The sequence below is a fragment of the Pseudomonas sp. 3MAES_34.3B genome (assembly GCF_058145875.1).
Genome location: NZ_CM176960.1, coordinates 294,072 through 317,317, shown reverse-complemented (window position 1 = coordinate 317,317; position 23,246 = coordinate 294,072). Strand labels below are relative to the sequence as shown.

The 23,246-nt window shown below is 61.6% G+C and carries 14 protein-coding genes; 6 read left to right on the top strand and 8 right to left on the bottom strand.

All coding sequences use genetic code 11. The annotated features are described in order from the left end of the window. Positions 1-14: 14 nt before the first annotated feature. Together AC3Z8Y_RS01415 and putP are read right to left on the bottom strand one after the other, a co-directional pair. On the bottom strand, positions 15-851 hold the full coding sequence (locus AC3Z8Y_RS01415) for a 23S rRNA (adenine(2030)-N(6))-methyltransferase RlmJ (protein ID WP_490088146.1): 837 nt from the start codon (positions 849-851) through the stop codon (positions 15-17). Positions 852-923: 72 nt separating this feature from the next. Further along, positions 924-2,411, bottom strand: a complete 1,488-nt coding sequence (gene putP, locus AC3Z8Y_RS01410) for a sodium/proline symporter PutP (protein WP_490088145.1) — start codon at positions 2,409-2,411, stop codon at positions 924-926. 332 nt (positions 2,412-2,743) lie between these two features. Here putP and putA point away from each other — a divergent pair, with 332 nt between their 5' ends. The 5 genes from putA (at position 2,744) to yccS (ending at position 15,921) form a co-directional block, all read left to right on the top strand. Continuing rightward, positions 2,744-6,694, top strand: coding sequence for a trifunctional transcriptional regulator/proline dehydrogenase/L-glutamate gamma-semialdehyde dehydrogenase (gene putA, locus AC3Z8Y_RS01405; RefSeq protein ID WP_490088144.1), 3,951 nt, complete (start codon positions 2,744-2,746; stop codon positions 6,692-6,694). 178 nt (positions 6,695-6,872) lie between these two features. Beyond that, positions 6,873-8,615, top strand: coding sequence for a potassium/proton antiporter (locus tag AC3Z8Y_RS01400; protein WP_490088143.1), 1,743 nt, complete (start codon positions 6,873-6,875; stop codon positions 8,613-8,615). A 220-nt stretch (positions 8,616-8,835) separates the two neighbouring features. Further along, positions 8,836-12,138 (top strand): mechanosensitive channel MscK, encoded by a 3,303-nt coding sequence (gene mscK / locus AC3Z8Y_RS01395; protein WP_490088142.1) that lies wholly within the window; start codon positions 8,836-8,838, stop codon positions 12,136-12,138. Between the two features lie 39 nt (positions 12,139-12,177). Further along, a complete protein-coding gene (selO, locus tag AC3Z8Y_RS01390) occupies positions 12,178-13,641 on the top strand; it encodes a protein adenylyltransferase SelO (RefSeq protein ID WP_490088141.1) in 1,464 nt (487 codons plus the stop codon). Positions 13,642-13,719: 78 nt separating this feature from the next. Further along, entirely contained in the window at positions 13,720-15,921 is a 2,202-nt protein-coding gene (gene yccS, locus AC3Z8Y_RS01385; RefSeq protein ID WP_490088140.1) for a YccS family putative transporter, read from the top strand. Positions 15,922-15,945: 24 nt separating this feature from the next. Here yccS and AC3Z8Y_RS01380 read toward each other — a convergent pair whose 3' ends face one another. Beyond that, positions 15,946-18,063: a putative bifunctional diguanylate cyclase/phosphodiesterase gene (locus AC3Z8Y_RS01380; RefSeq protein ID WP_490088139.1), complete on the bottom strand. Its 2,118-nt coding sequence runs from the start codon at positions 18,061-18,063 to the stop codon at positions 15,946-15,948. A 333-nt stretch (positions 18,064-18,396) separates the two neighbouring features. Here AC3Z8Y_RS01380 and AC3Z8Y_RS01375 point away from each other — a divergent pair, with 333 nt between their 5' ends. After that, positions 18,397-19,071, top strand: a complete 675-nt coding sequence (locus AC3Z8Y_RS01375; RefSeq protein WP_490088138.1) for a polysaccharide lyase family 7 protein — start codon at positions 18,397-18,399, stop codon at positions 19,069-19,071. Positions 19,072-19,182: 111 nt separating this feature from the next. Here the strand turns inward: AC3Z8Y_RS01375 and fba are convergent, their stop codons facing one another. The 5 genes from fba to epd all read right to left on the bottom strand — a co-directional run bounded on the left by fba (position 19,183) and on the right by epd (position 23,175). After that, positions 19,183-20,247, bottom strand: a complete 1,065-nt coding sequence (fba, locus tag AC3Z8Y_RS01370) for a class II fructose-bisphosphate aldolase (protein WP_181113617.1) — start codon at positions 20,245-20,247, stop codon at positions 19,183-19,185. 182 nt (positions 20,248-20,429) lie between these two features. Further along, positions 20,430-20,633: a hypothetical protein gene (locus AC3Z8Y_RS01365; protein ID WP_490088137.1), complete on the bottom strand. Its 204-nt coding sequence runs from the start codon at positions 20,631-20,633 to the stop codon at positions 20,430-20,432. A 63-nt stretch (positions 20,634-20,696) separates the two neighbouring features. Continuing rightward, the gene (locus AC3Z8Y_RS01360) at positions 20,697-20,894 is read right to left on the bottom strand and encodes a hypothetical protein (RefSeq protein ID WP_490088136.1); all 198 of its coding nucleotides are present in this window, start codon (positions 20,892-20,894) and stop codon (positions 20,697-20,699) included. A 47-nt stretch (positions 20,895-20,941) separates the two neighbouring features. Then, positions 20,942-22,105, bottom strand: coding sequence for a phosphoglycerate kinase (locus AC3Z8Y_RS01355; RefSeq protein ID WP_490088135.1), 1,164 nt, complete (start codon positions 22,103-22,105; stop codon positions 20,942-20,944). Positions 22,106-22,125: 20 nt separating this feature from the next. Further along, entirely contained in the window at positions 22,126-23,175 is a 1,050-nt protein-coding gene (gene epd / locus AC3Z8Y_RS01350) for an erythrose-4-phosphate dehydrogenase (protein ID WP_490088134.1), read from the bottom strand. Positions 23,176-23,246 lie beyond the last annotated feature (71 nt).

The window sequence follows — 23,246 nt, the reverse complement described above, 5'->3', positions numbered from 1 at the left end:
GTCTGCCCTTACGGTTACTCAGGGATTGGCCAGTCCACGCGCCAGCTGCCTTGTGTCTGGCCCAGCAACTGGGCCAACCAGGGCAGCAAGGCCTTCAGTTCTTCTTCCAGCCCCCACGGTGGGTTGGCGATGGCAAGGCCCGAGCCATTGAGGCGGGTATCTGTATCCGCCGGATGCACGTACAGCTCGGCCTTGAGCAACTTGGGCGCGCCAGTACTGGTCAGCTCCTGATAGAAACGGCGCAGGCCTTTCTCGTCCTTGATCGGGTACCACACCACAACCACCGTCTGGCGCATGCGAGCGATGCTCTCCTTGATCGCGCGGGTACAGCGCTGCAGTTCATCAGGCTGCTCGAACGGCGGGTCGATCAACATCACCGCACGTTTTTCCGGGGTGGGCAGCAGTGCCCGGGGTACATGCCACCCTTCTCCTCTGTGAACCGCCACGCGCGGGTCGCGCTTCATGTTTTCCTTCAGCGCCAGGCCATCGTCGGGATGTTTTTCGTTGAACTGCAGGCTGTCCTGCTGGCGCGCCAGCCGGCGGGCCAGTTCGGGCGAACCGGGGTAATAACGTAGATCGCCGTCAGGGTTGAGCTTGCGCAGAACGCGAAGGTAATCCGCAGCCAACTCCGGCGGGTTTTCTGCCGCCCAAAGCCGGGTAACGCCTTCCAGGTACTCCCCCGTGCGGCTCGCTTGGTCGCCCTGGAGGTCATACAAGCCGACCCCGGCGTGGGTGTCCAGATAAGCGAAGGGTTGCTCCTTTCGCGACATCAGCGCGATAAGGCGGCTAAGCACCAGGTGCTTGAAGACATCGGCATGGTTGCCGGCATGGAAGGCGTGACGGTAATTCATGGTTACTCCTGCAGGGTGCCGAAGTTTACCGCGCCCCGGCCCTGTCGCCAAAGGCGAAGGGCCGGGTGGCAGTCAGCCGCGCGCACCTCGCCAGGCTTTGTCCGCCACTTCGAACTGCCGCTTCACGGTTTCGCCAGGCTCACCCAGCCGGCTTGCCAGCACAATGGCCAGGCAGGCGAGCACGAAGCCGGGGATGATTTCGTAGACGGCGCTGTGCCCGTACATCTTCCACAGCACGACCGTCACGGCCCCTGTGACGATGCCGGCCAGCGCGCCATAACGGGTCATGCCCTTCCAGAGGACCGAAATGATCACCACCGGGCCGAAAGCCGCGCCAAACCCGGCCCAGGCATAACTCACCAGGCCCAGCACTCGGCTGTCCGGATCCGCCGCAAGCACAATGGCGATCACGGCAACCAGCAGCACCATGGCACGGCCTACCCACACCAGCTCACGCTGGGAGGCCGACTTGCGCAGGAAATGGCGGTAAAAATCTTCGGTAAGGGCGCTGGAGCACACCAGCAGCTGGCAACTCAGCGTACTCATTACCGCCGCCAGAATGGCCGACAGCAACACACCGGCTACCCAGGGGTTGAACAGGATCTTGGCCAGCTCAATGAATATCCGCTCGGGGTTACCCGCCAGGGCCACCGCGTGCTCAGGGTTGGCCTGGAAATAACCGATACCGAAGAAGCCTACGGAGCACGTGCCGGCGAGGCAGAGGATCATCCAGGTCATGGAAATGCGACGGGCCTTGACGATGGATTTTACCGAGTCGGCCGCCATGAAACGGGCAAGGATGTGCGGCTGGCCAAAATAGCCCAGGCCCCAGGCCAAGAGAGAAACGATGCCGATCCAGGTAGTGCCCCGGAGCATATCGAAGCTTTCCGGGTGGGCGCTTTCGATGTGCAGGAAAGTGGTATCTACCCCACCCGTGGCCAACAGCACTGCAATGGGTGTGAGGATCAAGGCAAACAGCATCAGCGAGGCTTGTACGGTGTCGGTCCAGCTTACGGCAAGGAAGCCACCGATGAAGGTGTACGCAACCGTCGCAAGTGCGCCCACCCACAGCGCTTGTTCATAGGGCAGGCCGAAAGTGCTTTCGAACAGCCGGGCACCGGCCACGATACCCGATGCACAATAGATGGTGAAAAACACCAGAATCACGACCGCCGAAATAATCCGCAGAATGCCGCTGGTGTCGTTGAAGCGCGAGGCAAAATAATCCGGCAAGGTAAGCGCATCGCCGCAGTGCTCGGTGTGAATCCTCAACCGGCCCGCGACCAGCCGCCAGTTGAGGTATGCGCCGGCTACCAGGCCCAAGGCAATCCATCCCTCGGACAAGCCGCTGACGTAGATGGCCCCCGGGAGCCCCATCAACAGCCAGCCGCTCATGTCAGACGCACCGGCGGACAATGCCGTGACCAGGCCACCCAGGCGGCGACCGCCCAGGATGTAGTCGGAAAGATCGCGTGTGCCGCGCCAGGCCAGCAAGCCAATCAGCAACATCACGCCGATATAGACCAGAAAAGCAATTAACGTAGGGTTACTAAGGCTCATTCGGCGGGATACTCATGTCCTTGTTATTGGAGGTGCACCTTGGTTGCACCGAGAGGGGGCATCCTATGGACTGGCCAACCTACGTTTCAAGGCGACTTCGGCAGTTTCAGAATGGTCCTACACCACTATGGCCGAAGGTTGCGAACGAACTCGGCCGAATACTTACAACTTGCACCGTTTTCGTGCATCCAACCGATGAATCCCGCTGGTCTTGTGCGCGGTAAATAGTTCAACTTTTTGGGTTGCACTGGGTTGCACCCCGAGGGGGCCACGGATAATCTTGCCGCCACGCACAAGCCACGCGACAGTGGCAACCCGATGAGGATAATCAAATGGCGACGACCACCCTTGGGGTCAAACTCGACGACCCTACCCGCGAACGCCTGAAAGCCGCGGCGCAGTCCATCGACCGCACTCCGCATTGGCTGATCAAGCAAGCGATCTTCAATTACCTCGAAAAACTCGAGGGTGGCGCGTCTCTGACCGAACTCGACGGTAGTGCAGCCAGCATCAACGACGATGCCGGCGAAGTGCAGCCAGACCACGCTCACCAGAGCTTCCTGGAGTTCGCCGAAAGCATCCTTCCGCAATCGGTGCTGCGTGCGGCCATCACCGGCGCCTATCGCCGCCCCGAGCAGGAAATGGTCCCCATGCTGCTGGAGCAGGCGCGCTTGCCCGCGCAGATGGCCGCGGCCGCCAACAAGCTGGCCGCAGGTATCGCCGAAAAGCTGCGCAATCAAAAGAACGCCACCGGCCGCGCAGGCTTGGTACAAGGCCTGTTGCAGGAATTTTCCTTGTCTTCCCAGGAAGGCGTGGCGCTCATGTGCCTGGCCGAAGCGCTGCTGCGTATTCCCGACAAGGGCACCCGCGATGCCTTGATCCGCGACAAGATCAGCAACGGCAATTGGCAGCCGCACCTGGGCAACAGCCCTTCCCTGTTCGTGAACGCCGCCACCTGGGGGCTGCTGCTCACCGGCAAGCTGGTGTCTACCCATAACGAGGCGGGGCTTACGTCCTCGCTCAGCCGGATCATTGGCAAGCGCGGCGAGCCCATGATCCGCAAAGGCGTCGACATGGCCATGCGCCTGATGGGCGAACAGTTCGTCACGGGCGAAACCATTGCCGAAGCACTGGCCAACGCCAGCCGGTTCGAAAGCAAGGGCTTCCGATACTCCTACGACATGCTGGGCGAGGCCGCGCTCACCGAGCACGATGCGCAGAAATACCTCGCCTCCTACGAGCAGGCTATCCACTCAATCGGCAAGGCATCCCACGGCCGTGGCATCTATGAAGGCCCGGGCATCTCGATCAAGCTTTCCGCCCTGCACCCGCGCTACAGCCGCGCCCAGTACGAGCGCGTGATGGATGAACTGTATCCGCGCCTGCTGTCGCTTACCTTACTGGCCAAGCAGTACGACATTGGCCTTAATATCGACGCCGAGGAAGCCGATCGCCTGGAGCTGTCGCTGGACCTGCTCGAGCGCCTATGCTTCGAACCTCAACTGGCAGGCTGGAATGGCATCGGCTTCGTGATCCAGGCCTACCAGAAGCGCTGCCCGTACGTGATCGATTACGTGATCGACCTGGCTCGCCGCAGCCGTCACCGCCTGATGATCCGCTTGGTGAAAGGTGCGTACTGGGACAGCGAGATCAAGCGTGCCCAGGTCGAGGGCCTGGAGGGTTACCCGGTGTATACCCGCAAGGTGTACACCGACGTCTCCTACATCGCGTGCGCCCGCAAGCTGCTCGCCGTGCCTGAGGCGATCTACCCGCAGTTCGCTACCCACAACGCCCACACCCTGGCGGCTATCTATCAGATCGCTGGCCAGAATTACTATCCCGGCCAGTACGAATTCCAGTGCCTGCATGGCATGGGCGAGCCGCTGTACGAGCAAGTGGTAGGCAAGGTTGCCGACGGCAAGCTGAATCGCCCCTGCCGTGTGTATGCACCCGTGGGCACGCACGAAACCTTGCTGGCCTACCTGGTCCGCCGGCTACTCGAGAACGGCGCGAACACGTCCTTCGTCAACCGCATCGCTGACCACTCGATCTCCATCCAGGAACTGGTGGCCGATCCCGTAGCGATCATCGAGCGCATGGGCGCGCAGGAAGGCGCATTCGGCCTGCCGCACCCGCGCATTCCATTGCCACGCGACCTCTATGGCAGCGAGCGCAGCAACTCGGCCGGTATCGATCTGGCCAACGAGCACCGCCTGGCCTCGCTGAGCAGCGCCCTGCTGGCCACCGCTCACAATGACTGGAAGGCCGGTCCGATCCTGGGCTGTGAAGCCTCGCAAGCCCCTGCCCAACCCGTGCTTAACCCGTCGGATCACCGCGACGTGGTAGGCCACGTGCAGGAGGCAGATATTGCCGATGTCGATGCCGCCATTCAGTGCGCACTGAACAACGGCCCTATCTGGCAAGCCACGCCGCCTGCCGAGCGCGCCGCCATTCTGGAGCGTGCCGCTGACCTGATGGAAGCGCAGATCCAGCCATTGATGGGCCTGCTGGTGCGCGAGGCGGGCAAAACCTTTGCCAACGCAATCGCCGAAGTGCGCGAAGCCGTGGACTTCCTGCGCTACTACGCCGTGCAGGCCCGTCACGACTTCAGCAACGATGCGCACCGCCCACTGGGCCCAGTGGTGTGTATCAGCCCGTGGAACTTCCCCCTGGCTATCTTCACCGGCCAGGTGGCCGCAGCGCTGGCCGCGGGTAACCCGGTCCTGGCCAAGCCTGCCGAACAAACCCCGTTGGTCGCCGCCCAGGCCGTACGCATGCTGCTTGAAGCCGGCATCCCCGAAGGCGTGGTGCAATTGCTGCCAGGGCGCGGTGAAACCGTAGGCGCAGGGCTGGTAGGCGACGAACGTGTGAAGGGGGTGATGTTCACCGGTTCGACCGACGTGGCGCGGCTGCTCCAGCGCAACATTGCCGGCCGCCTCGATGCTCAGGGCCGTCCGATCCCGCTGATCGCTGAAACCGGCGGGCAGAACGCAATGATCGTGGACTCTTCGGCGCTCACCGAGCAAGTGGTGATCGACGTAGTGTCCTCGGCCTTCGACAGTGCTGGCCAGCGTTGCTCGGCCCTGCGCGTGCTGTGCCTGCAGGAAGACAGCGCCGACCGCGTGATCGAAATGCTCAAGGGCGCCATGGCCCAGGCGCGCCTCGGCAACCCCGAACGCCTGGCGGTGGACATTGGCCCGGTGATCGACGCCGAAGCCAAGGCGGGTATCGAGCAACATATCCAGGCCATGCGCGAAAAAGGCCGCACCGTATACCAGGTGGCGATCGCCGATACCGCCGAATGCCGCCGCGGCACCTTCGTGATGCCTACCTTGATCGAACTCGAGAGCTTCGACGAGCTCAAGCGCGAGATCTTCGGGCCCGTGCTGCACGTGGTGCGCTACAAGCGTCGTGAGCTGGATGCCTTGATCGGCCAGATCAACGCCTCCGGTTATGGGCTCACCCTGGGCGTACATACGCGTATCGATGAGACGATCGCCAAGGTTACCGAGAACGTCAATGCGGGCAACATGTATGTGAACCGCAACATCGTGGGGGCCGTCGTGGGCGTGCAGCCATTCGGTGGCGAAGGTCTGTCCGGCACCGGGCCCAAGGCGGGCGGGCCGCTGTACCTGTACCGCCTGCTGTCTACCCGGCCGGCAGACGCGGTCAGCCGTACCTTCGACCGTAGCGACATCGGCACCCCGGACAGCCGTGTGCATGATCTGCTGCTCAAGCCACTGCAGGCACTCAAGGCCTGGGCTGAAAGCAATCAACAGTCGGGGCTGGTCGACGCTTGCAACCAGTACGCTGCCCAGTCCCAGAGCGGTATCTCTCGCCTGCTACCCGGCCCGACCGGCGAGCGCAACAGCTATGTGATCCTGCCTCGCGAACACGTGCTCTGCCTGGCCGACTCCGAGGCCGACTCGCTGGCCCAGCTGGCCGCCGTACTGGCGGTTGGTAGCCGTGCTGTGATGGTGGAAGGCGAGCCTGCCCGTAGCGTGGTGAGCCGCTTGCCCAAGGACGTTCAGGCCCGCATTCAGCTGATCGCCGACTGGAAACGCGACGAGGCGGCCTTCGATGCGGTTATCCATCACGGCGATTCGGACCAGTTGCGTGCGGTCTGCGAAGTGATTGCCGGGCGCGCCGGCGCGATCGTCGGCGTTCAGGGGCTGTCCCATGGCGAAACCAACATCGCCCTGGAGCGGCTGGTGATCGAGCGGGCAGTCAGCGTGAACACCGCTGCTGCGGGCGGGAATGCCAGCCTGATGACCATCGGCTGACATCCGCATGTTGAACGAAAACGGCCCGGCACTCGCCGGGCCGTTTTCGTTTGGACGCTATGATTTTGACTACTTTTATTAACCATCCCTTTTGACACAGGGTTGAAGGTGCGGGTTAGAATCGGTTGGCACGTTCTCTGCACGTGCCTTCGCCCTTGATTTGAATGGAGTACGGCCCTTGGATGCGACAACCATCAACAGCCTGTTTCTCATCGGCGCGTTGCTGGTCGGTGCAAGCATTCTGGTCAGCTCCCTGTCGTCCCGGCTCGGCATCCCGATCCTCGTCATTATCCTCGCGGTAGGGATGGTCGCCGGGGTGGACGGTGCGGGCATTGTCTTTGACAACTACCCCACCGCTTACCTGGTCGGTAACCTTGCCCTCGCGGTCATCCTGCTCGATGGCGGCTTGCGCACCCGGGTTGCAAGCTTTCGGGTCGCACTCTGGCCCGCGCTGTCACTGGCCACCGTCGGCGTACTCATCACCACCGGCCTTACCGGCATGGCCGCTGCCTGGCTGTTCGATCTCAACCTGATACAAGGCCTTTTGATCGGGGCCATCGTTGGCTCTACCGACGCCGCTGCGGTGTTTTCGCTGCTGGGCGGCAAGGGGCTGAACGAGCGGGTAACCGCTACCCTGGAGATCGAGTCGGGCAGCAACGACCCCATGGCCGTGTTCCTCACCGTGACACTGATCGACATGCTTGCCAGCGGGGAAACCGGCTTCCACTGGGGCCTGCTGCTTCACCTGTTGCAAGAGTTCGGCATAGGCGGCGTGCTGGGCCTGGGCGGCGGCTGGGTAATGCTTTATCTGGTGAACCGTATCAACCTGGCCAACGGCCTGTACCCTCTGCTGGTCATCAGCGGCGGCCTGGCGGTGTTCGCGCTCACCAACGCCTTGCATGGGAGCGGCTTCCTGGCGGTCTACCTGTGCGGCCTGGTAATCGGCAACCGGCCTGTGCGCAGCCGCCATGGCATTCTGCACATGCTCGACGGCATGGCCTGGCTTGCCCAGATCGGCATGTTCCTTGTGCTGGGGCTGCTGGTGACACCGCACGACCTGCTACCTATCGCCCTGCCGGCGCTCGCGCTGGCCCTGTGGATGATCCTCTTCGCGCGCCCGCTGTCGGTGCTGGTCGGGCTGGCTCCGTTCAAGGCGTTTCATGGCCGCGAAAAAGGCTTCATCAGCTGGGTCGGGTTGCGTGGGGCGGTGCCCATTATTCTGGCGGTATTCCCGCTGATGGCCGGCTTGCCCCATGCTCAGCTGTATTTCAACCTGGCCTTTTTCATCGTGCTGGTGTCGCTGTTGGTACAGGGCACCAGCCTGCCCTGGGTGGCCAAGCTGCTGAAGGTAACGGTGCCGCCCGACCCTGCACCCATTTCCCGCTCGGCACTGGAGGTCCATCACACCAGCGAGTGGGAGCTGTTCGTGTATCGCCTCGGGGCCGAAAAGTGGTGCATCGGCGCCGCGCTGCGTGAACTTAAAATGCCCGAAGGCACCCGTATCGCCGCCTTGTTCCGCAACGAACAATTGCTGCACCCTTCGGGCAGTACGGTGCTGGAAGTGAACGACATTCTCTGCGTGATCGGCCACGAACACGACCTGCCAGCACTGGGCAAGCTGTTCAGCCAGGCACCGCAGCGTGGGCTTGACTTGCGCTTCTTCGGCGACTTCGTGCTGGAGGGCGATGCCGAACTGGGTGCCGTGGCCGCGCTGTACGGCCTGCGGCTGGACGGCGAAGATCCACAAACCCCGTTGGGCCGCTTCATCAGCAGCCGTGTGGGCGGTGCACCGGTGGTCGGCGACCAGGTGGAATGGAATAGCACTCTCTGGACCGTTGCCGTCATGGATGCCAATCGCATCGCCAAGGTGGGTGTGCGGTTCCCGGAAGGCAGCAAGCCAGGGCCTGGTTTGTTCCTCTGACAACCCGCCTGCCGGCATCCACCACCGTAGCAGCCCGCCTTGGCAGCGACGGGCCCGACAGGGCCGTAGGCCGGTGGTGGACCGCCGCAGGCACGCCACGATGCTACGAGTAGCAAAAGGCATCGTCACAGGCACTAAAACATTCGGGAAACATATCGCTGCCACAGCGAGGGCTTAAGCCCGTAAAATACGGCGTTCAGTCATTTGACCTGTTGTGAACATGCCTATCTTGCGCGCCCTCCTGTGTACTGCCCTGCTTGGTCTCTTCACGCCCGCGCTCTTCGCCGCGGACGCTCCAAGCACCGACTCGGTCCAACAGAGCCTGGACCACATCGCCGATCGAAAGCTCTCCGATCCGGACCAGAAAGCCCTGGAGCAGGTGCTCGAACAAACCCTCACGTACTTGTCTACGAAGGCCGATCGCGAGCAGCAGCTGGCCACGGTCAAGCAGCAGATCGCCGAAGCGCCCCGGCAAACCGCCGACAACCAGCACGACCTCGACCGCCTCAAGGCCACAAGGGTGCAGCCGGTTACGCAGCGGTACGCGAACTTCACGGTGCCCCAGCTCGAACAATTGCTCACCGAACGTGGCACCCAGCAGAGCGACCTGCAGAAGGCCTTGGGCGACGCCAACACCCTGGCGATCACCGCTCAAACCCGGCCTGAGCGGGCGCAAACCGAAATCGCCGATGCGCAAACCCGCATTCAGCAGATCAACCTCATCCTCAAAAGCGGAAAGGACAGCGGCAAGCTGATCGGCTCCGACCTTCGCAATCAGTACCTTGCAGAACAGGCTTCCCTGAATGCGCTGATCGCCCTGCGGCGGCAGGAACTGGCCGGCAACAGCCTCCTGCAGGACCTGGGCAACAGCCAGCACGACCTGCTTATCGAGAAAATCGGCCGCGTTGCCCAGGAAGTGCAGGACCTGCAATCGCTGATCAACCAGAAGCGTCTGGCGCAATCCCAGGAAACGGTCACTCAGCAATCGCTGGAGGCGCAAAAGGCAGGCAACAGCAGCCTGCTGGCCACCGAAAGCGCAACGAACGTGAAGCTTTCGGATTACCTGCTGCGCAGTACCGACGAGCTCAACGAACTCACCCAGCGAAACCTGCATACCAAGCAACAGCTGGACACGGTGACCCAGGCCGACCAGGCGCTGGATGAGCAGATCAACGTGCTCAAGGGCAGCCTGCTGCTTTCCAAGATCCTCTACACCCAGAAGCAGGCATTGCCGGCGCTCAAGGTGGATCGCAACCTGGCCGACAAAATCGCCGATATTCGCCTGTACCAGTTCGAGATCAATCAGCAGCGCGAGGCGCTGAGCAGCCCTGGCACCTATGTCGAGACCCTGCTCGTCACCCAGCCCGCCGAGGTGGTCACGCCCGCGCTGCGCAAATCCCTGCTCGACATTGCCATTACCCGGGCCGACCTGCTGGAGCGGTTGAACCGTGAACTGAGTGCCCTGCTGAACGAATCCATCACCTTGCAGCTGAATCAGAAGCAGTTGCTGGACACCGCCCAGGGATTGCGCGCCACCCTAGACGAGCAGATGTTCTGGATACCGAGCAACAAGCCCCTGGATACGGAATGGCTGGGTAACCTGCCACGCCGCCTCGCCAAGCAGGTGACCACGCTGCCGTGGGCGTCCAGCGTAAGCGAGCTGAGCGATGGCCTTACCCAACGGCCGCTGCTGTTCGTTCCCTTGCTGCTGGCGATCGGTGCCCTGCTGTGGCGCCGCAAGTACCTCTACGGCAAGCTCACCCAGGTGCACCGCAACGTCGGGCATTTCCGTCGTGACAGCCAGTGGAATACGCCGTTGGCGATCCTGGTGAACGTATTGCTCGCCATGCCGGTGGCATTGGCGCTGGCGGTATGTGGCATTGCACTGCAAATCGACGCCCGCGGGCAAAACCTGAGCCTGGGCTCGGCACTGCTGCAAATGGCCAAGGCGTGGCTCATGTTCTATACGGCCTATCGCATACTGGCGCCTGGCGGCGTGGCCGAGCTGCACTTCCGCTGGGAAAGGGCTCAGGTCGCGTTCCTCCAGGGCTGGGTGCGCCGGCTGGGTATCGTGGTCATGGCACTGGTAGGCGTGGTGGCAGTGGCGGAACTGCAGCCCTCGGGCCTTGCAGACGATGCCCTCGGCATTCTCGTGGTACTGGCTTGCTTCGCGCTCATGGCCTGGCTGCTCAGCCGTCTGTTGCTGGCCAGCCCTACCCACCGCAATGCCTCGCTGTTCCGGCGGTTGATTGCCGTCCTGTTCACATTCCTGCCGGTGGGCCTGTTCCTGGCCGTGTGCTTCGGCTACTACTACACCGCGCTAAAGCTCACCGACCGGTTGATCGCCACACTGTACCTGATGATGTTCTGGCTGGTGATCGAAGCGGCTTTCGTACGCGGCCTGAGCGTCGCGGCGCGGCGCCTGGCTTATAACCGCGCGCTGAGCAAGCGCCAGGCGGCCAGAGAAGTCGGCGGCGACCCGGAAACCGTGATCGAGGAGCCCACCCTGGATATCGACCAGGTCAACCAGCAGTCGCTGCGGTTGATTCGTCTGGTGCTGCTGGGCAGCTTCCTGGGCGCCCTCTACTGGGTGTGGTCAGACCTGATCAGCGTGTTCGCCTACCTGGACAACATCACCCTGTACGAATACACCAGCGGAACCGGCACCAGCATGAGCATGGTGCCGATCAGCCTGGGCGACCTCCTAGGGGCGCTGGTGATCATCTGCATCACCTTCGTGCTGGCAGGCAACCTGCCGGGCTTGTTGGAAGTGTTCGTACTCTCCAAACTCAACCTGGCCCAGGGCAGCGCCTACGCGACCACTACCTTGATGTCGTACACCATCGCGGGCGTGGGCTTCGTTACCACGCTGTCCACGCTTGGCGTGAGCTGGGACAAACTGCAATGGCTGGTGGCGGCGCTCTCGGTGGGGCTTGGCTTCGGCATGCAGGAAATTTTCGCCAACTTCATTTCGGGGATCATGATCCTCTTCGAGCGCCCGGTGCGTATCGGTGACACCATCACCATTGGCAACCTGTCGGGCACCGTCAGCAAGATCCGCATCCGCGCGACCACCATCACGGACTTCGACCGCAAGGACATCATTGTCCCCAATAAAACCTTCATTACCGGGCAACTGATCAACTGGTCGCTTACCGATACCATTACCCGGGTTACGCTGAAAATCGGCGTGGACTACGGCTCGGACCTGGACATAGTGCGCAAGCTGCTGCTGCAGGCCGCAGACGAGAACCCGCGCGTGCTGAAAGAGCCCGCGCCTATCGTGTACTTCCTGGCCTTCGGTGAAAGCAGCCTAGACCATGAATTGCGGATGCACGTGCGAGACCTGGGGGATCGCAACCCGGCCCTGGACGAGATCAACCGGTTCATCAACCGTGAATTCAAGAAACACGGCGTGAACATCTCCTTCCGTCAGCTGGAGGTGCATCTGAAGAACCCCCAGGTCGTCGAGGAGCAGTTGCTGCTGCGTAAATCGAATCCCGATCAAACCGATCCAGCGTGAGGAAGGTCCATCCCTTATGAGCCTTCCCTGGGAGTTCTGATGAAAACGCTGGACGAACTCGAATTCGATAACCGCTTCGCCCGACTGGGAGACACGTTCTCCACTCCGGTGCTGCCGGAGCCCATCGAGGCGCCCCGGCTGGTCATTGCCAGCGAAGCCGCCATGGGGCTGCTGGATCTGGACCCAGCCCAGGCAGCTACGCCACTTTTTGCCGAGGTGTTCAGCGGGCACAAGCTATGGGCTGAGGCAGAGCCCAGGGCGATGGTGTATTCCGGCCATCAGTTCGGGCACTACAACCCGCAGCTTGGAGACGGGCGGGGGTTGTTGCTGGGCGAAGTGGTGAACGACGCCGGTGAGCACTGGGACCTTCATCTCAAGGGCGCAGGGCAAACGCCATGGTCACGGATGGGCGACGGCCGGGCAGTGCTGCGTTCGTCGATTCGAGAATTTTTGGCCTCCGAAGCGCTGCATGCCCTGGGCATCCCCAGCACCCGGGCGTTGTGCGTTACGGCGTCAAATACCCCCGTATGGCGCGAACGCCAGGAGCGCGCCGCCATGCTGCTGCGGCTTTCGCCCAGCCATGTTCGGTTCGGCCATTTCGAGTATTTCTACTACACGCGCCAGCCTGAGTTGCACAAGCAACTGGCGGATCACGTACTCACCGCTCATTTCCCTGAGTGCGCGGCTGAAGAGCAGCCGTACCTCGCCATGTTCAGAAGCGTGGTGGAGCGCACCGCCGAAATGATCGCCAAATGGCAAGCGTATGGTTTCTGCCACGGTGTGATGAACACGGACAACATGTCGATCCTGGGGCTTACGTTCGATTTCGGCCCCTATGCGTTCCTCGATGACTTTGACGCACGCTTTATCTGCAACCACTCCGATAATCAGGGCCGCTACGCCTATAGCAACCAGGTGCCTATTGCGCACTGGAACCTCAGCGCACTGGCCCAGGCGCTTACGCCGCTGATCGAAGTGGACGCATTGCGAGAGGCGCTGGAGCTGTTCCTCCCCTTGTTCCAGGCCAGTTACCTGGACCTGATGCGCCGTCGCCTGGGCCTGGTAACGGCCGAGGAGCAAGACCAGGGGCTCGTGGAGCGCCTGCTGCAGCTAATGCAGAACAGCGCCGTGGATTACAGCCTGTTCTTCCGGCACCTTGGTGAGCAGCCAGCGGGCCTGGCGATCAAACAGCTACGTGACCATTTTGTCGACCTTGCCGGGTTTGATGGGTGGGGGGCGCTGTACCTTGATCGCCTTGCACGCCAGCCCGACGAGGCTCCCACTATTCGCACGGCGCGGATGAACGCCGTTAACCCGCTGTACATCCTGCGCAACTACTTGGCGCAAAATGCCATCGAAGCGGCCGAGGCGGGTGACTACAACGAGGTTCGCCGCCTGCACCAGGTACTGAGCAAGCCCTTCGAAGCGCAAGCGGGTATGGACGCTTACGCTCAGCGGCCGCCCGATTGGGGCAAGCACCTGGAGATCAGCTGCTCCTCCTGAGAGAGCAGCCAGGCTCGCCTCGCTCAAACCGCTTTTCAATCCTGTATGATCGCGGCATCTGAACCAGGCCCTCCCCCCATGGCTTCGAGATCTTTCGGGAACACCCTGCGCCGGCTCTGGGCGCGGGACAAATTCAGCTACAGCGTGAGGGTATTCATCGCCCTGACCGGCAGCATGGCGCTATGTTGGTCGCGCAATGACCTCCACATGCTGATCCCCCTGTTTCTTGGCATCATCGCCAGCGCCCTGGCCGAAACAGACGACAACTGGCAAGGCCGGCTGAACGCGCTGCTGGTGACGCTGGTGTGCTTCAGTGTTGCGGCGTTCTCGGTAGAGCTACTGTTCCCCTACCCCATCATTTTCGTGGCGTCCATGGCGCTGGCCAGTTTCGCCCTGACAATGCTGGGCGCGCTGGGTGAGCGATACGGGGCCATTGCCTATGCCACGCTGATCCTCTCGGTGTACACCATGATCGGCGTGGACCAACGAGGTGGCGAGCTCACCAGCTACTGGCATGAACCAGCATTGCTGGTGGCGGGCGCAGCCTGGTATGGCGTGCTCTCGGTGCTGTGGCAGGCCCTGTTCTCGAACCAGCCTGTACAGCAGGGGCTGGCCCGCGTGTTCCGCGAGCTGGGGCTGTACCTGAAGCTCAAATCCTCACTGTTCGAGCCTATCCGGGGGCTGGATGTAGAAGGGCGGCGGCTGGAACTGGCCCGGCAAAATGGCCGGGTCGTCGCCGCGCTGAACACCTCCAAGGAGATCATCTTCAATCGAGTTGGCAGTTCCCGCCCGGGCTCCAAGGTCAGCCGTTACCTGAAGCTGTATTTTCTGGCGCAAGACATTCATGAGCGGGCAAGCTCCACTCACTACCCCTATAACGCACTCGCCGAAGCGTTCTTTCATAGCGATGTGCTGTTCCGCTGCCAGCGCTTGTTGCGTCAGCAGGGAAAGGCATGCGAACGCTTGTCCGAGACACTCCAACTGCGGCAGCCATTCATTTATAACGACACCTTTGCCGAAGCGTTGAGCGACCTCCACGCCTCGCTGGAGCACCTTCGCATCCAGAGCAACCCGGCATGGAAGGGCCTGCTGCGATCGCTGCGGGCGCTAGCGACCAACCTGGGCACATTGGACAGGCTGCTGAGCGATGCCAGTAACCCCGACATCCTCGCCGAAGCCACCGATAGCAGTTTGCTGGACCGTTCTCCACGCAGCCTCAAGGATGTATGGGCCCGCCTGCGGCAAAACCTTACCCCAACCTCGTTGCTGTTCCGCCATGCGCTGCGCCTGCCCCTGGCGCTGACCATAGGCTATGGCATGGTTCACCTTATCCATCCCAGCCAGGGCTACTGGATCATCCTCACCACGCTGTTCGTGTGTCAGCCAAGCTATGGCGCTACCCGGCGCAAGCTGGGGCAACGGATCATCGGCACGGCTATCGGGCTCACCGCAGGCTGGGCGCTGTTCGACCTGTTCCCCAACCCCGTGGTGCAATCGCTGTTCGCGGTAGTGGCAGGCCTGGTGTTCTTCGTGAACCGCACCACGCGCTATACGCTGGCGACCGCGGCGATCACGCTAATGGTGCTGTTCTGTTTCAACCAGACGGGCAATGGCTATGGCCTGTTCCTGCCGCGGCTGCTGGATACCCTGCTGGGCAGCCTGATCGCCGGCCTGTCCGTGTTCCTGTTCCTGCCAGACTGGCAAGGCCGACGCTTGAACAAGGTGCTGGCAAACACGCTGAGCTGCAGCAGTGCCTACCTGCGGCAGATCCTGAAGCAGTACGCCGAAGGCAAGCGCGACGACCTCGCCTATCGATTGGCTCGGCGAAACGCCCACAACGCAGATGCCGCCCTATCCACCACGCTGTCGAACATGCTGTTGGAGCCCGGCCACTTTCGCAAAGAGGCCGACGCCGGCTTCCGCTTTCTGGTGTTGTCTCACACGCTGCTGAGCTATCTGTCCGGGCTGGGCGCTCATCGTGGCACCAGTTTGCCGGAGCCTGTGCGCGAGGAACTGATAACCGGCGTAGGCGAGCAACTGGCCAATAGCCTGGAAGCAATAGCCAAGGGCCTGGCCGAGCGCAGTAGCATTGAGGTGCATAACGAGGAGGAACAGGCCCTGGCCGAGCATCTGGAACAGATGCCGGAGGAAATGGACGAGAGCCAACGCCTGGTACAAGCCCAGTTGGCCCTTATCGTTCGCCATCTCGCCCCGCTGCGCACCATGGCAGCGCACCTGGCGCAGCCCAAACCGGCCGCTACCCGCGCGCCCGTGCTCTAGGCCGCAAACGGCCTGTCGATGCGCTCAGGCGAAGTCCCACGGATACCTTGCCGGGAACTGGCCCGCATCCGTGGCAGTCAGCGGATGAGCTACCACGAAGCCCTGGATGTATTCACAACCGTTGTCCACCAGCCAGCGGTATTGCTCGGCGGTTTCCACGCCTTCCGCTATCACGGTGATGGAAAAGGCCTTGCACAGGTCGATGATCGAACGGGCAATCGCGGTATCGCGCTCGGAATGCGGCAAGCGGGCGATCAACTGCCGGTCCAGCTTCAGGGTATCGATGGGCAGGTCTCGAAGTATCTTCAGCGAACAATGCTCCCAGCCGAAATCATCCAGCGCCACGCGCACGCCCAACCCCCTGAGCAGTGAAAGCTGGCGACGGCTTTCGTCAGGGTTGTGCAACAGCGAGGGCTCCACGACCTCGATCTCCAACTGGTGTGGCATCAGGCCGTTGGCCGAGATGGCGTGCTGCAGTTCGGCAATCAGGTTAGGCATGCTGAACTGGGCATTACTCAGGCTTATCCCCAGGACGAGGTCGTCATCAAAACGTTCCCGCCATTGCCGACGTTGCGACGCGCCTTCCTGATAGATCCAGGACGTCAGCCGGCTGATCAGCCGTGCCTCTTCCAGGAGGGGAATAAACAGCCCTGGAGGCACGTCACCCACGCTCGGGTGCTGCCACCGCAAGAGCGCTTCGAAGCCCCGCAGGCGACCATCGGCCAAGCGGACCTGCGGCTGGTATACGAGGGAGAATTCTTTGTGCTCGATCGCCGCGGAGACGCTCTCTTCCAGCAGCAGCCGAGAACGTGCCCGTACGTTCAGGTCCTGGTCGTAATAGCGGTACTGCTGCTTGCCCGCCTGCTTGGCGGCGTACATGGCGATATCGGCCGCACGCAAGAGGTGTTCGAGGTTCACGCCACATTCAGGATAGGTAGCAATCCCGATGCTCACTCCCAGGCTAACCTCCAGGCCATCGATCTGGGTGCAACTGCGCATGCGCTCCAGGATCTTTTCAGCGACCTTCGCCGCTTGCTCGGGGTAGTCCAGGGTGTCCAGCAAGGCTGTGAACTCATCGCCGCCGATGCGCCCGATGATGTCGTAGGGCCGCAGCAACGCCTTGAGCTGTGTGGCCACCCATCGCAGCACACGGTCGCCAGCGTCATGGCCATGAGTATCGTTGATCCGCTTGAAGCCATCCATGTCCAGATAAAGGAGGGCCTGGCTTTTCTCGGGCCGCTCGTTACGTACCAGGGCGCTTTCAACGGTCTGGTAGAAACCGCGGCGGTTAAGAAGCCCCGTGAGTGGATCGGTGACCGCCTGGAATTCGAGCTGCTGGTGCAGGTTGCGCACCACGGACATGTCCTGAACCGTGAGCACCATGGCTTTTTCCGAAGCCAGCGGTGCACAGGACAGGGACACCGGCAAGGATTGGCCTGAGTAGGTTCTCAGTACCGCGTCGTGCACGCGGTGGATGTCGCGCAGCGTGTAGGCACGGAAGAACTCGGATTCGTGCCAACTGGCCACGCTGGGCTTTTCAATGAAGTCCAGCAGGCGCGCACTCTGTAATTCATCGATGGTTGCGCCCAGCAGCCGGGAGATGGCGGGGTTGGCAAAGCGGATGTTACCGATTTCGTCGATAACCAGAATACCCTCGGCCGCATTCTCCAGCACCGACGCGTTGAAGGCCCGCGCCGTTTCCAGATCCCGCGTCAGCCGCTGCAATTCCCGTCGGCTGCGTTGCTGCTCGAGGATGGCCTGCACTTTGGGCTTGAGAATTTCAGGGTCCACGGGCTTGAACAGGTAGTCCACGGCACCGTTGGCGTAGCCCTTGAGCACCGCGGCATCGGATTGCTCGTTGGCCGTGAGAAAGATGATCGGGGTAAGGCGGGTACGCTGGCTGCCTTTCATCAACCTGGCGACTTCAAAGCCGTCCATGCCGGGCATTTGCACGTCCAGCAATACCAGGTCCACTTCGTGCTGCAGCAACAGGCCAAGGGCCTCGACGCCCGAAGGCGCGGTCATCACCTGCCAATCCTGACGCTCCAATAGCGCCCTCATGCTCAGGAGATTCTCGGGATAGTCGTCCACCACAAGGATGGTCGATCGGTCTTCGGGGGGTCTGGTGTGCGCGCGATCCATGCTACTTCTCATAAAGGTGGCCACAAGCCAGCGTTCGCTGGGCCTGGGTAGAAGACACTCTAGCCTCGCTTTTGTCGCTTAACGCAACGGGAAAACTCTCATTTTGTGACGTAGCTGACGAACGGTAATTTGCTGAAACGCCCTGAATCAATGGGTTAGGCAAGGTCGACAAACGGTTGGCGCCAAAGGGATGGCGTGCCGCGATAAACAGTGTATCGTCTTTTACATACAAAGGGAGGCCACCTTTCTATATGCCCGGATTGTTCCGGGCTTTTTCATCACATTAATTCGGCCATTAACTTTTCTTCAGTTTAGTAGTGTAGGTGAATTATCATGATCGACCTCTCCACCTGGAACCTCAGCATCCCCGTCGGCAGCCCTGCGAAGACGATCGATACGCCAGCATTGGTGAAGGGTTATAAAGATTCATACTTCCGCGCCGATAATGGCACTTTGTTCTTCTGGGCCCCGGTTACCGGCTCTACCACCAAGAGCGCAAAATACCCCCGCAGTGAACTGCGAGAAACAAACACCGACGGTTCGCTTCGCAACTGGAAGTACCCGGCCGCCAACAACTTCCTGCGTGCCAGCCTGACTGTCAACAAGGTGCCTTCGACCGGTAAAGTCGTTATCGGTCAGATCCACCAGTACGACAGCAACGAGCCGATGGTCAAGCTGGAATACCAGTACAAGACCAGCAGCAAGACCGGCAACATCGTGGCCAAGCTGCGTTCGTCGCCTTCGCAGGACGAGCCAACGGTGATTCAGGTTGGTACCGGTGTTCCGTTGAACAGCAAGTTCGATTACACGATCAACTTGAGCACCAGCGGCATGCTGACGATTGATGCGGCCAACTACCACTGGGCCAAACAGTTGAGCACCGGTTGGAAAACCAAAGACCTGTACTTCAAGGCAGGCGTGTATGTACAGGACAACGCCGGTTATTCCTCCGAGGGCGGCCAGGTGACCTTCACCAAGCTGGAAATCAGCCATGTGAAAGGCTCCTGATTTATAGACGCTCCCCCTACGGCGGAGCCCTATAAACAAAGCGGCGCGTAACGCTCTTTTTATCGAGCTGTCACGCGCCGCTTTTTTTTGCGTTGCGCTTATATACGCAACTTAGTTGACCTTGGCGGCCAACTCACCCTTCGCATAACGCTGGAACATCACTTCCAGGGACAGTGGCTTGATCTTCGAAGCATGGCCGGCCGTGCCAAACGCTTCATAGCGAGCGATGCAGACATCGCGCATGGCGGTAACGGTGTAAGCCAGGTATTTGCGCGGGTCGAACTCGCTGGGGTTCTGCGCCATGAAGCGGCGGATCGCGCCAGTGGAGGCCAGACGCAGGTCGGTGTCGATGTTGACCTTGCGCACGCCGTGCTTGATGCCCTCGACGATTTCCTCGACCGGCACGCCGTAGGTTTCCTTGATGTCACCACCGAACTCATTGATGATCGCCAGCCAGTCCTGCGGTACCGAGGACGAGCCGTGCATTACCAGGTGGGTATTGGGAATGCGCTTGTGAATTTCCTTGATACGGTCGATCGCCAGCACGTCGCCGGTAGGTGGCTTGGTGAACTTATAGGCACCGTGGCTGGTACCGATGGCAATGGCCAGGGCGTCAACCTGGGTCCGCTTGACGAAGTCCGCAGCCTCTTCCGGGTCGGTCAGCATCTGGCTGTGGTCCAGGATACCTTCGGCGCCCACGCCATCTTCTTCACCGGCCTGGCCGGTTTCCAGCGAGCCCAGGCAGCCCAGTTCGCCTTCTACCGACACGCCACAGGCGTGGGCGAACGCGACAGTTTGCTGGGTAACACGTACGTTGTAGTCGTAGTCGGACGGGGTTTTGCCGTCTTCCTTCAGCGAGCCGTCCATCATTACCGAGCTGAAGCCCAGCTGAATGGAGCGCTGGCACACGTCGGGGCTGGTGCCGTGGTCCTGGTGCATCACCACGGGGATGTGCGGGAATTCCTCGACGGCGGCGAGAATCAAGTGGCGCAGGAACGGTGCGCCAGCGTATTTGCGAGCACCCGCGGACGCTTGAACGATCACTGGCGAGTCGGTCTTGTCGGCCGCTTCCATGATCGCGCGCATCTGCTCAAGGTTGTTCACGTTGAACGCCGGAACGCCGTAGCCGAATTCGGCGGCGTGGTCCAGCAACTGGCGCATGCTAATCAGTGCCATGGTGTGTATCTCTCCCGGTCCAGGGTCGTTTAAGGTGCAAGCGCGGCCACCAAAGCGACCGCCCTACAGGCTAGCCACGGGCCATCACGTGGGCCCGGGGGGTGTTCACGGGGCCATGTACGGCCCCGGCCAATCAAATCGTGGACAGCAACCACCGCCTTGCCAAGGCAAGGCGACTCAGGTCAATGCGAACCGCAATCCTGCAGCTTGTTAGCGCCTGCGGTCGGGTCGCCCGTCGCGTTGGTTTGCACACGCTGATCATTCTGATTGCTCGGCAGCTCCACCGGAGCAGGGCTGAATACCTCGCACGCACTACGCTCGCCACCGAACATCGAACAACCTGACAACACAAGCAGGTAGCAGGCCAACGCAAGAACACGCTTCATGATGGACTCCTTTCACGTACCGGGATGGTTTTCAAAAGACCGCCCCGCTGAACGTTCGTTGCCTCATGGGCAAGCCACCCTGCGTTCGGCGATGTCCGCTTCGTCATTATCCATGGCGTCCTGGCCCTGCCGCTTGTCGATCACCGGCGCCGTCTCGGCTTGCCAGCGTGCGCGCCAGTTGGCATGTTCGCCCTCCGGAGTACAGCGCTCGGCGGCGTTACCATCCTTTTGCTGCCGACTGGCCTCATGGCTACATGCCATAAGGCCACAGGCGAGGGTGAGAACAAGCGCGCCGCGAATCACAAAGCTCAGCCCTTGGCCCGCTGTTCGAGCATCTCGACTGCAGGCAATACCTTGCCTTCCACGAACTCCAGGAAGGCGCCGCCGCCCGTGGAGATGTAGGAAATATCACCGGCAACACCATACTTGTCGATGGCCGCGAGGGTATCGCCACCACCAGCGATGGAAAACGCCGGGCTTTCGGCGATGCCTTTGGCCAGAACCTTGGTGCCGTTCCCGAACTGATCGAACTCGAACACACCGACCGGGCCGTTCCAGAGGATAGTCTTGGCGCTTTTAAGCAACTCGGCGAACTGCTCTGCGGTTTTCGGGCCGATGTCCAGGATCATGTCGTCGTCGGCAACGTCGGCGATGTCCTTCACGGTCGCGGCGGCGCTTTCGGCGAATTCCTTGGCCACGACCACGTCCACCGGAAGCGGCACGCTCACCTTGGCCGCGATCGCGCGGGCGGTGTCGAGCAGGTCCGGCTCGTGAAGGGACTTGCCTACCTTATACCCAGCAGCGGCCAGGAAAGTGTTGGCGATACCACCGCCTACAATCAGCTGGTCGCAGACAGTGCTCAGGCTGTTCAGTACGTCCAGCTTGGTAGACACCTTGGAGCCTGCGACGATGGCCGCCATGGGTTTGGCGGGTGCCTTCAGGGCCTTGCCCAAGGCGTCCAGCTCAGCGGCCAGCAACGGGCCGGCGGCGGCGACCTTGGCGAATTTCGCCACACCGTGGGTAGAGCCTTCAGCGCGGTGTGCGGTGCCGAAGGCATCCATTACGAACACGTCGCACAAGGCGGCGTATTTTTGCGCCAACTCATCGGCGTTCTTTTTCTCGCCCTTGTTGAAGCGCACGTTTTCAAACAGCACTACGTTACCGGGCTCGACCGTGACCCCGTCGAGGTAGTCGGACACCAGCGCCACGTCGCGGCCCAATGCCTTGGTCAGGTAGTCGGCCACAGGCTTGAGGCTGTTCTCGGCGGAATACTCGCCTTCCACCGGGCGGCCCAGATGCGAGCACACCATCACGGCGGCGCCTTTTTCCAGCGCCAGCTTGATGGTGGGCAGCGAAGCGACGATACGCGCGTCACTGGCTACCACGCCGTCCTTGATCGGAACGTTCAGGTCTTCGCGAATCAGCACGCGCTTGCCTTGAAGGTCCAGGTCGCTCATTTTCAACACGGTCATGTGTCAGTCCTTAGGCGTGTTCATTTTTTTGTGGTGGCGATGCCGAGGAAATGCCCCGCGACATCAAGCATTCGATTGGCGAAGCCCCATTCGTTGTCAAACCAGGCCAGCAGGTTGACCAGCCGGGGGCCAGACACACGCGTCTGGCTGGCGTCGACAATGGCCGAATGCGGGTCATGGTTGAAATCACAGCTGGCGTGCGGCAACTCGGTGTAGGCCAGCAGGCCTTTCAATGGCCCGCCAGACGCTGCTTCACGCAGCACTCTGTTGACCTCCTGCGCGTCAGTGTCGCGGGCAGTCTGAAGGGTGATGTCCAGGCAAGACACATTGACGGTGGGCACGCGCACTGCTTTGGCCTGAATTCGGCCCGCAAGTTCCGGAAGCAGGCGCTCTATTCCTCGCGCCAGGCCAGTAGATACCGGAATCACCGACTGGAACGCCGAACGGGTACGGCGCAGGTCTTCATGGTGGTAGGCATCGATCACCGGCTGGTCATTCATGGCCGAGTGAATAGTAGTGATGGATGCGTACTCGATCCCGAAGGCCGCGTCGAGCAGGCGCAGCAGCGGAACCGCGCAGTTGGTCGTACAGGAAGCGTTGGACAGCAAGCGCTCGGCGCCGCTCAGATGATGCTGGTTGATCCCGTAGACCACCGTGGCATCGACGTCCGCCTCGCTGGCCATGGGCTGGGAAAACAGTATCCGGGGGGCACCAGCGGCCAGGAAACGCTCGCCATCGGCGCGGGAATGCCACGCGCCGGAGCACTCCATGACCAGGTCCAGCCCCAGGCCTTCCCAATCCACGCCTTCAGGTGTTGCGCTGCGTAGCACCTTCAGGCGATCGCCGTTGATGCAAAGGTCCGCGCCGTCGATTCGCACATCGCCCGGAAAGCGGCCATGGGTGGAGTCGAAGCGGGTGAGGTATTCAAGGCTGGGCAGGTCTGCCAGGTCATTCAACGCGACCACTTCGATGCCTGCGTGGTCACGGCGTTCATACAATGCCCGCAACACGCAACGGCCGATACGGCCGTAACCGTTGAGGGCAACCCGATAAGGGCGGGATAGGGACATGGCGCGGTCTACACCTTGGTGAACGGCTTGGTGAGCGGCGCCGCCGCGGAACCGCCCGTACCGGGCAGGCC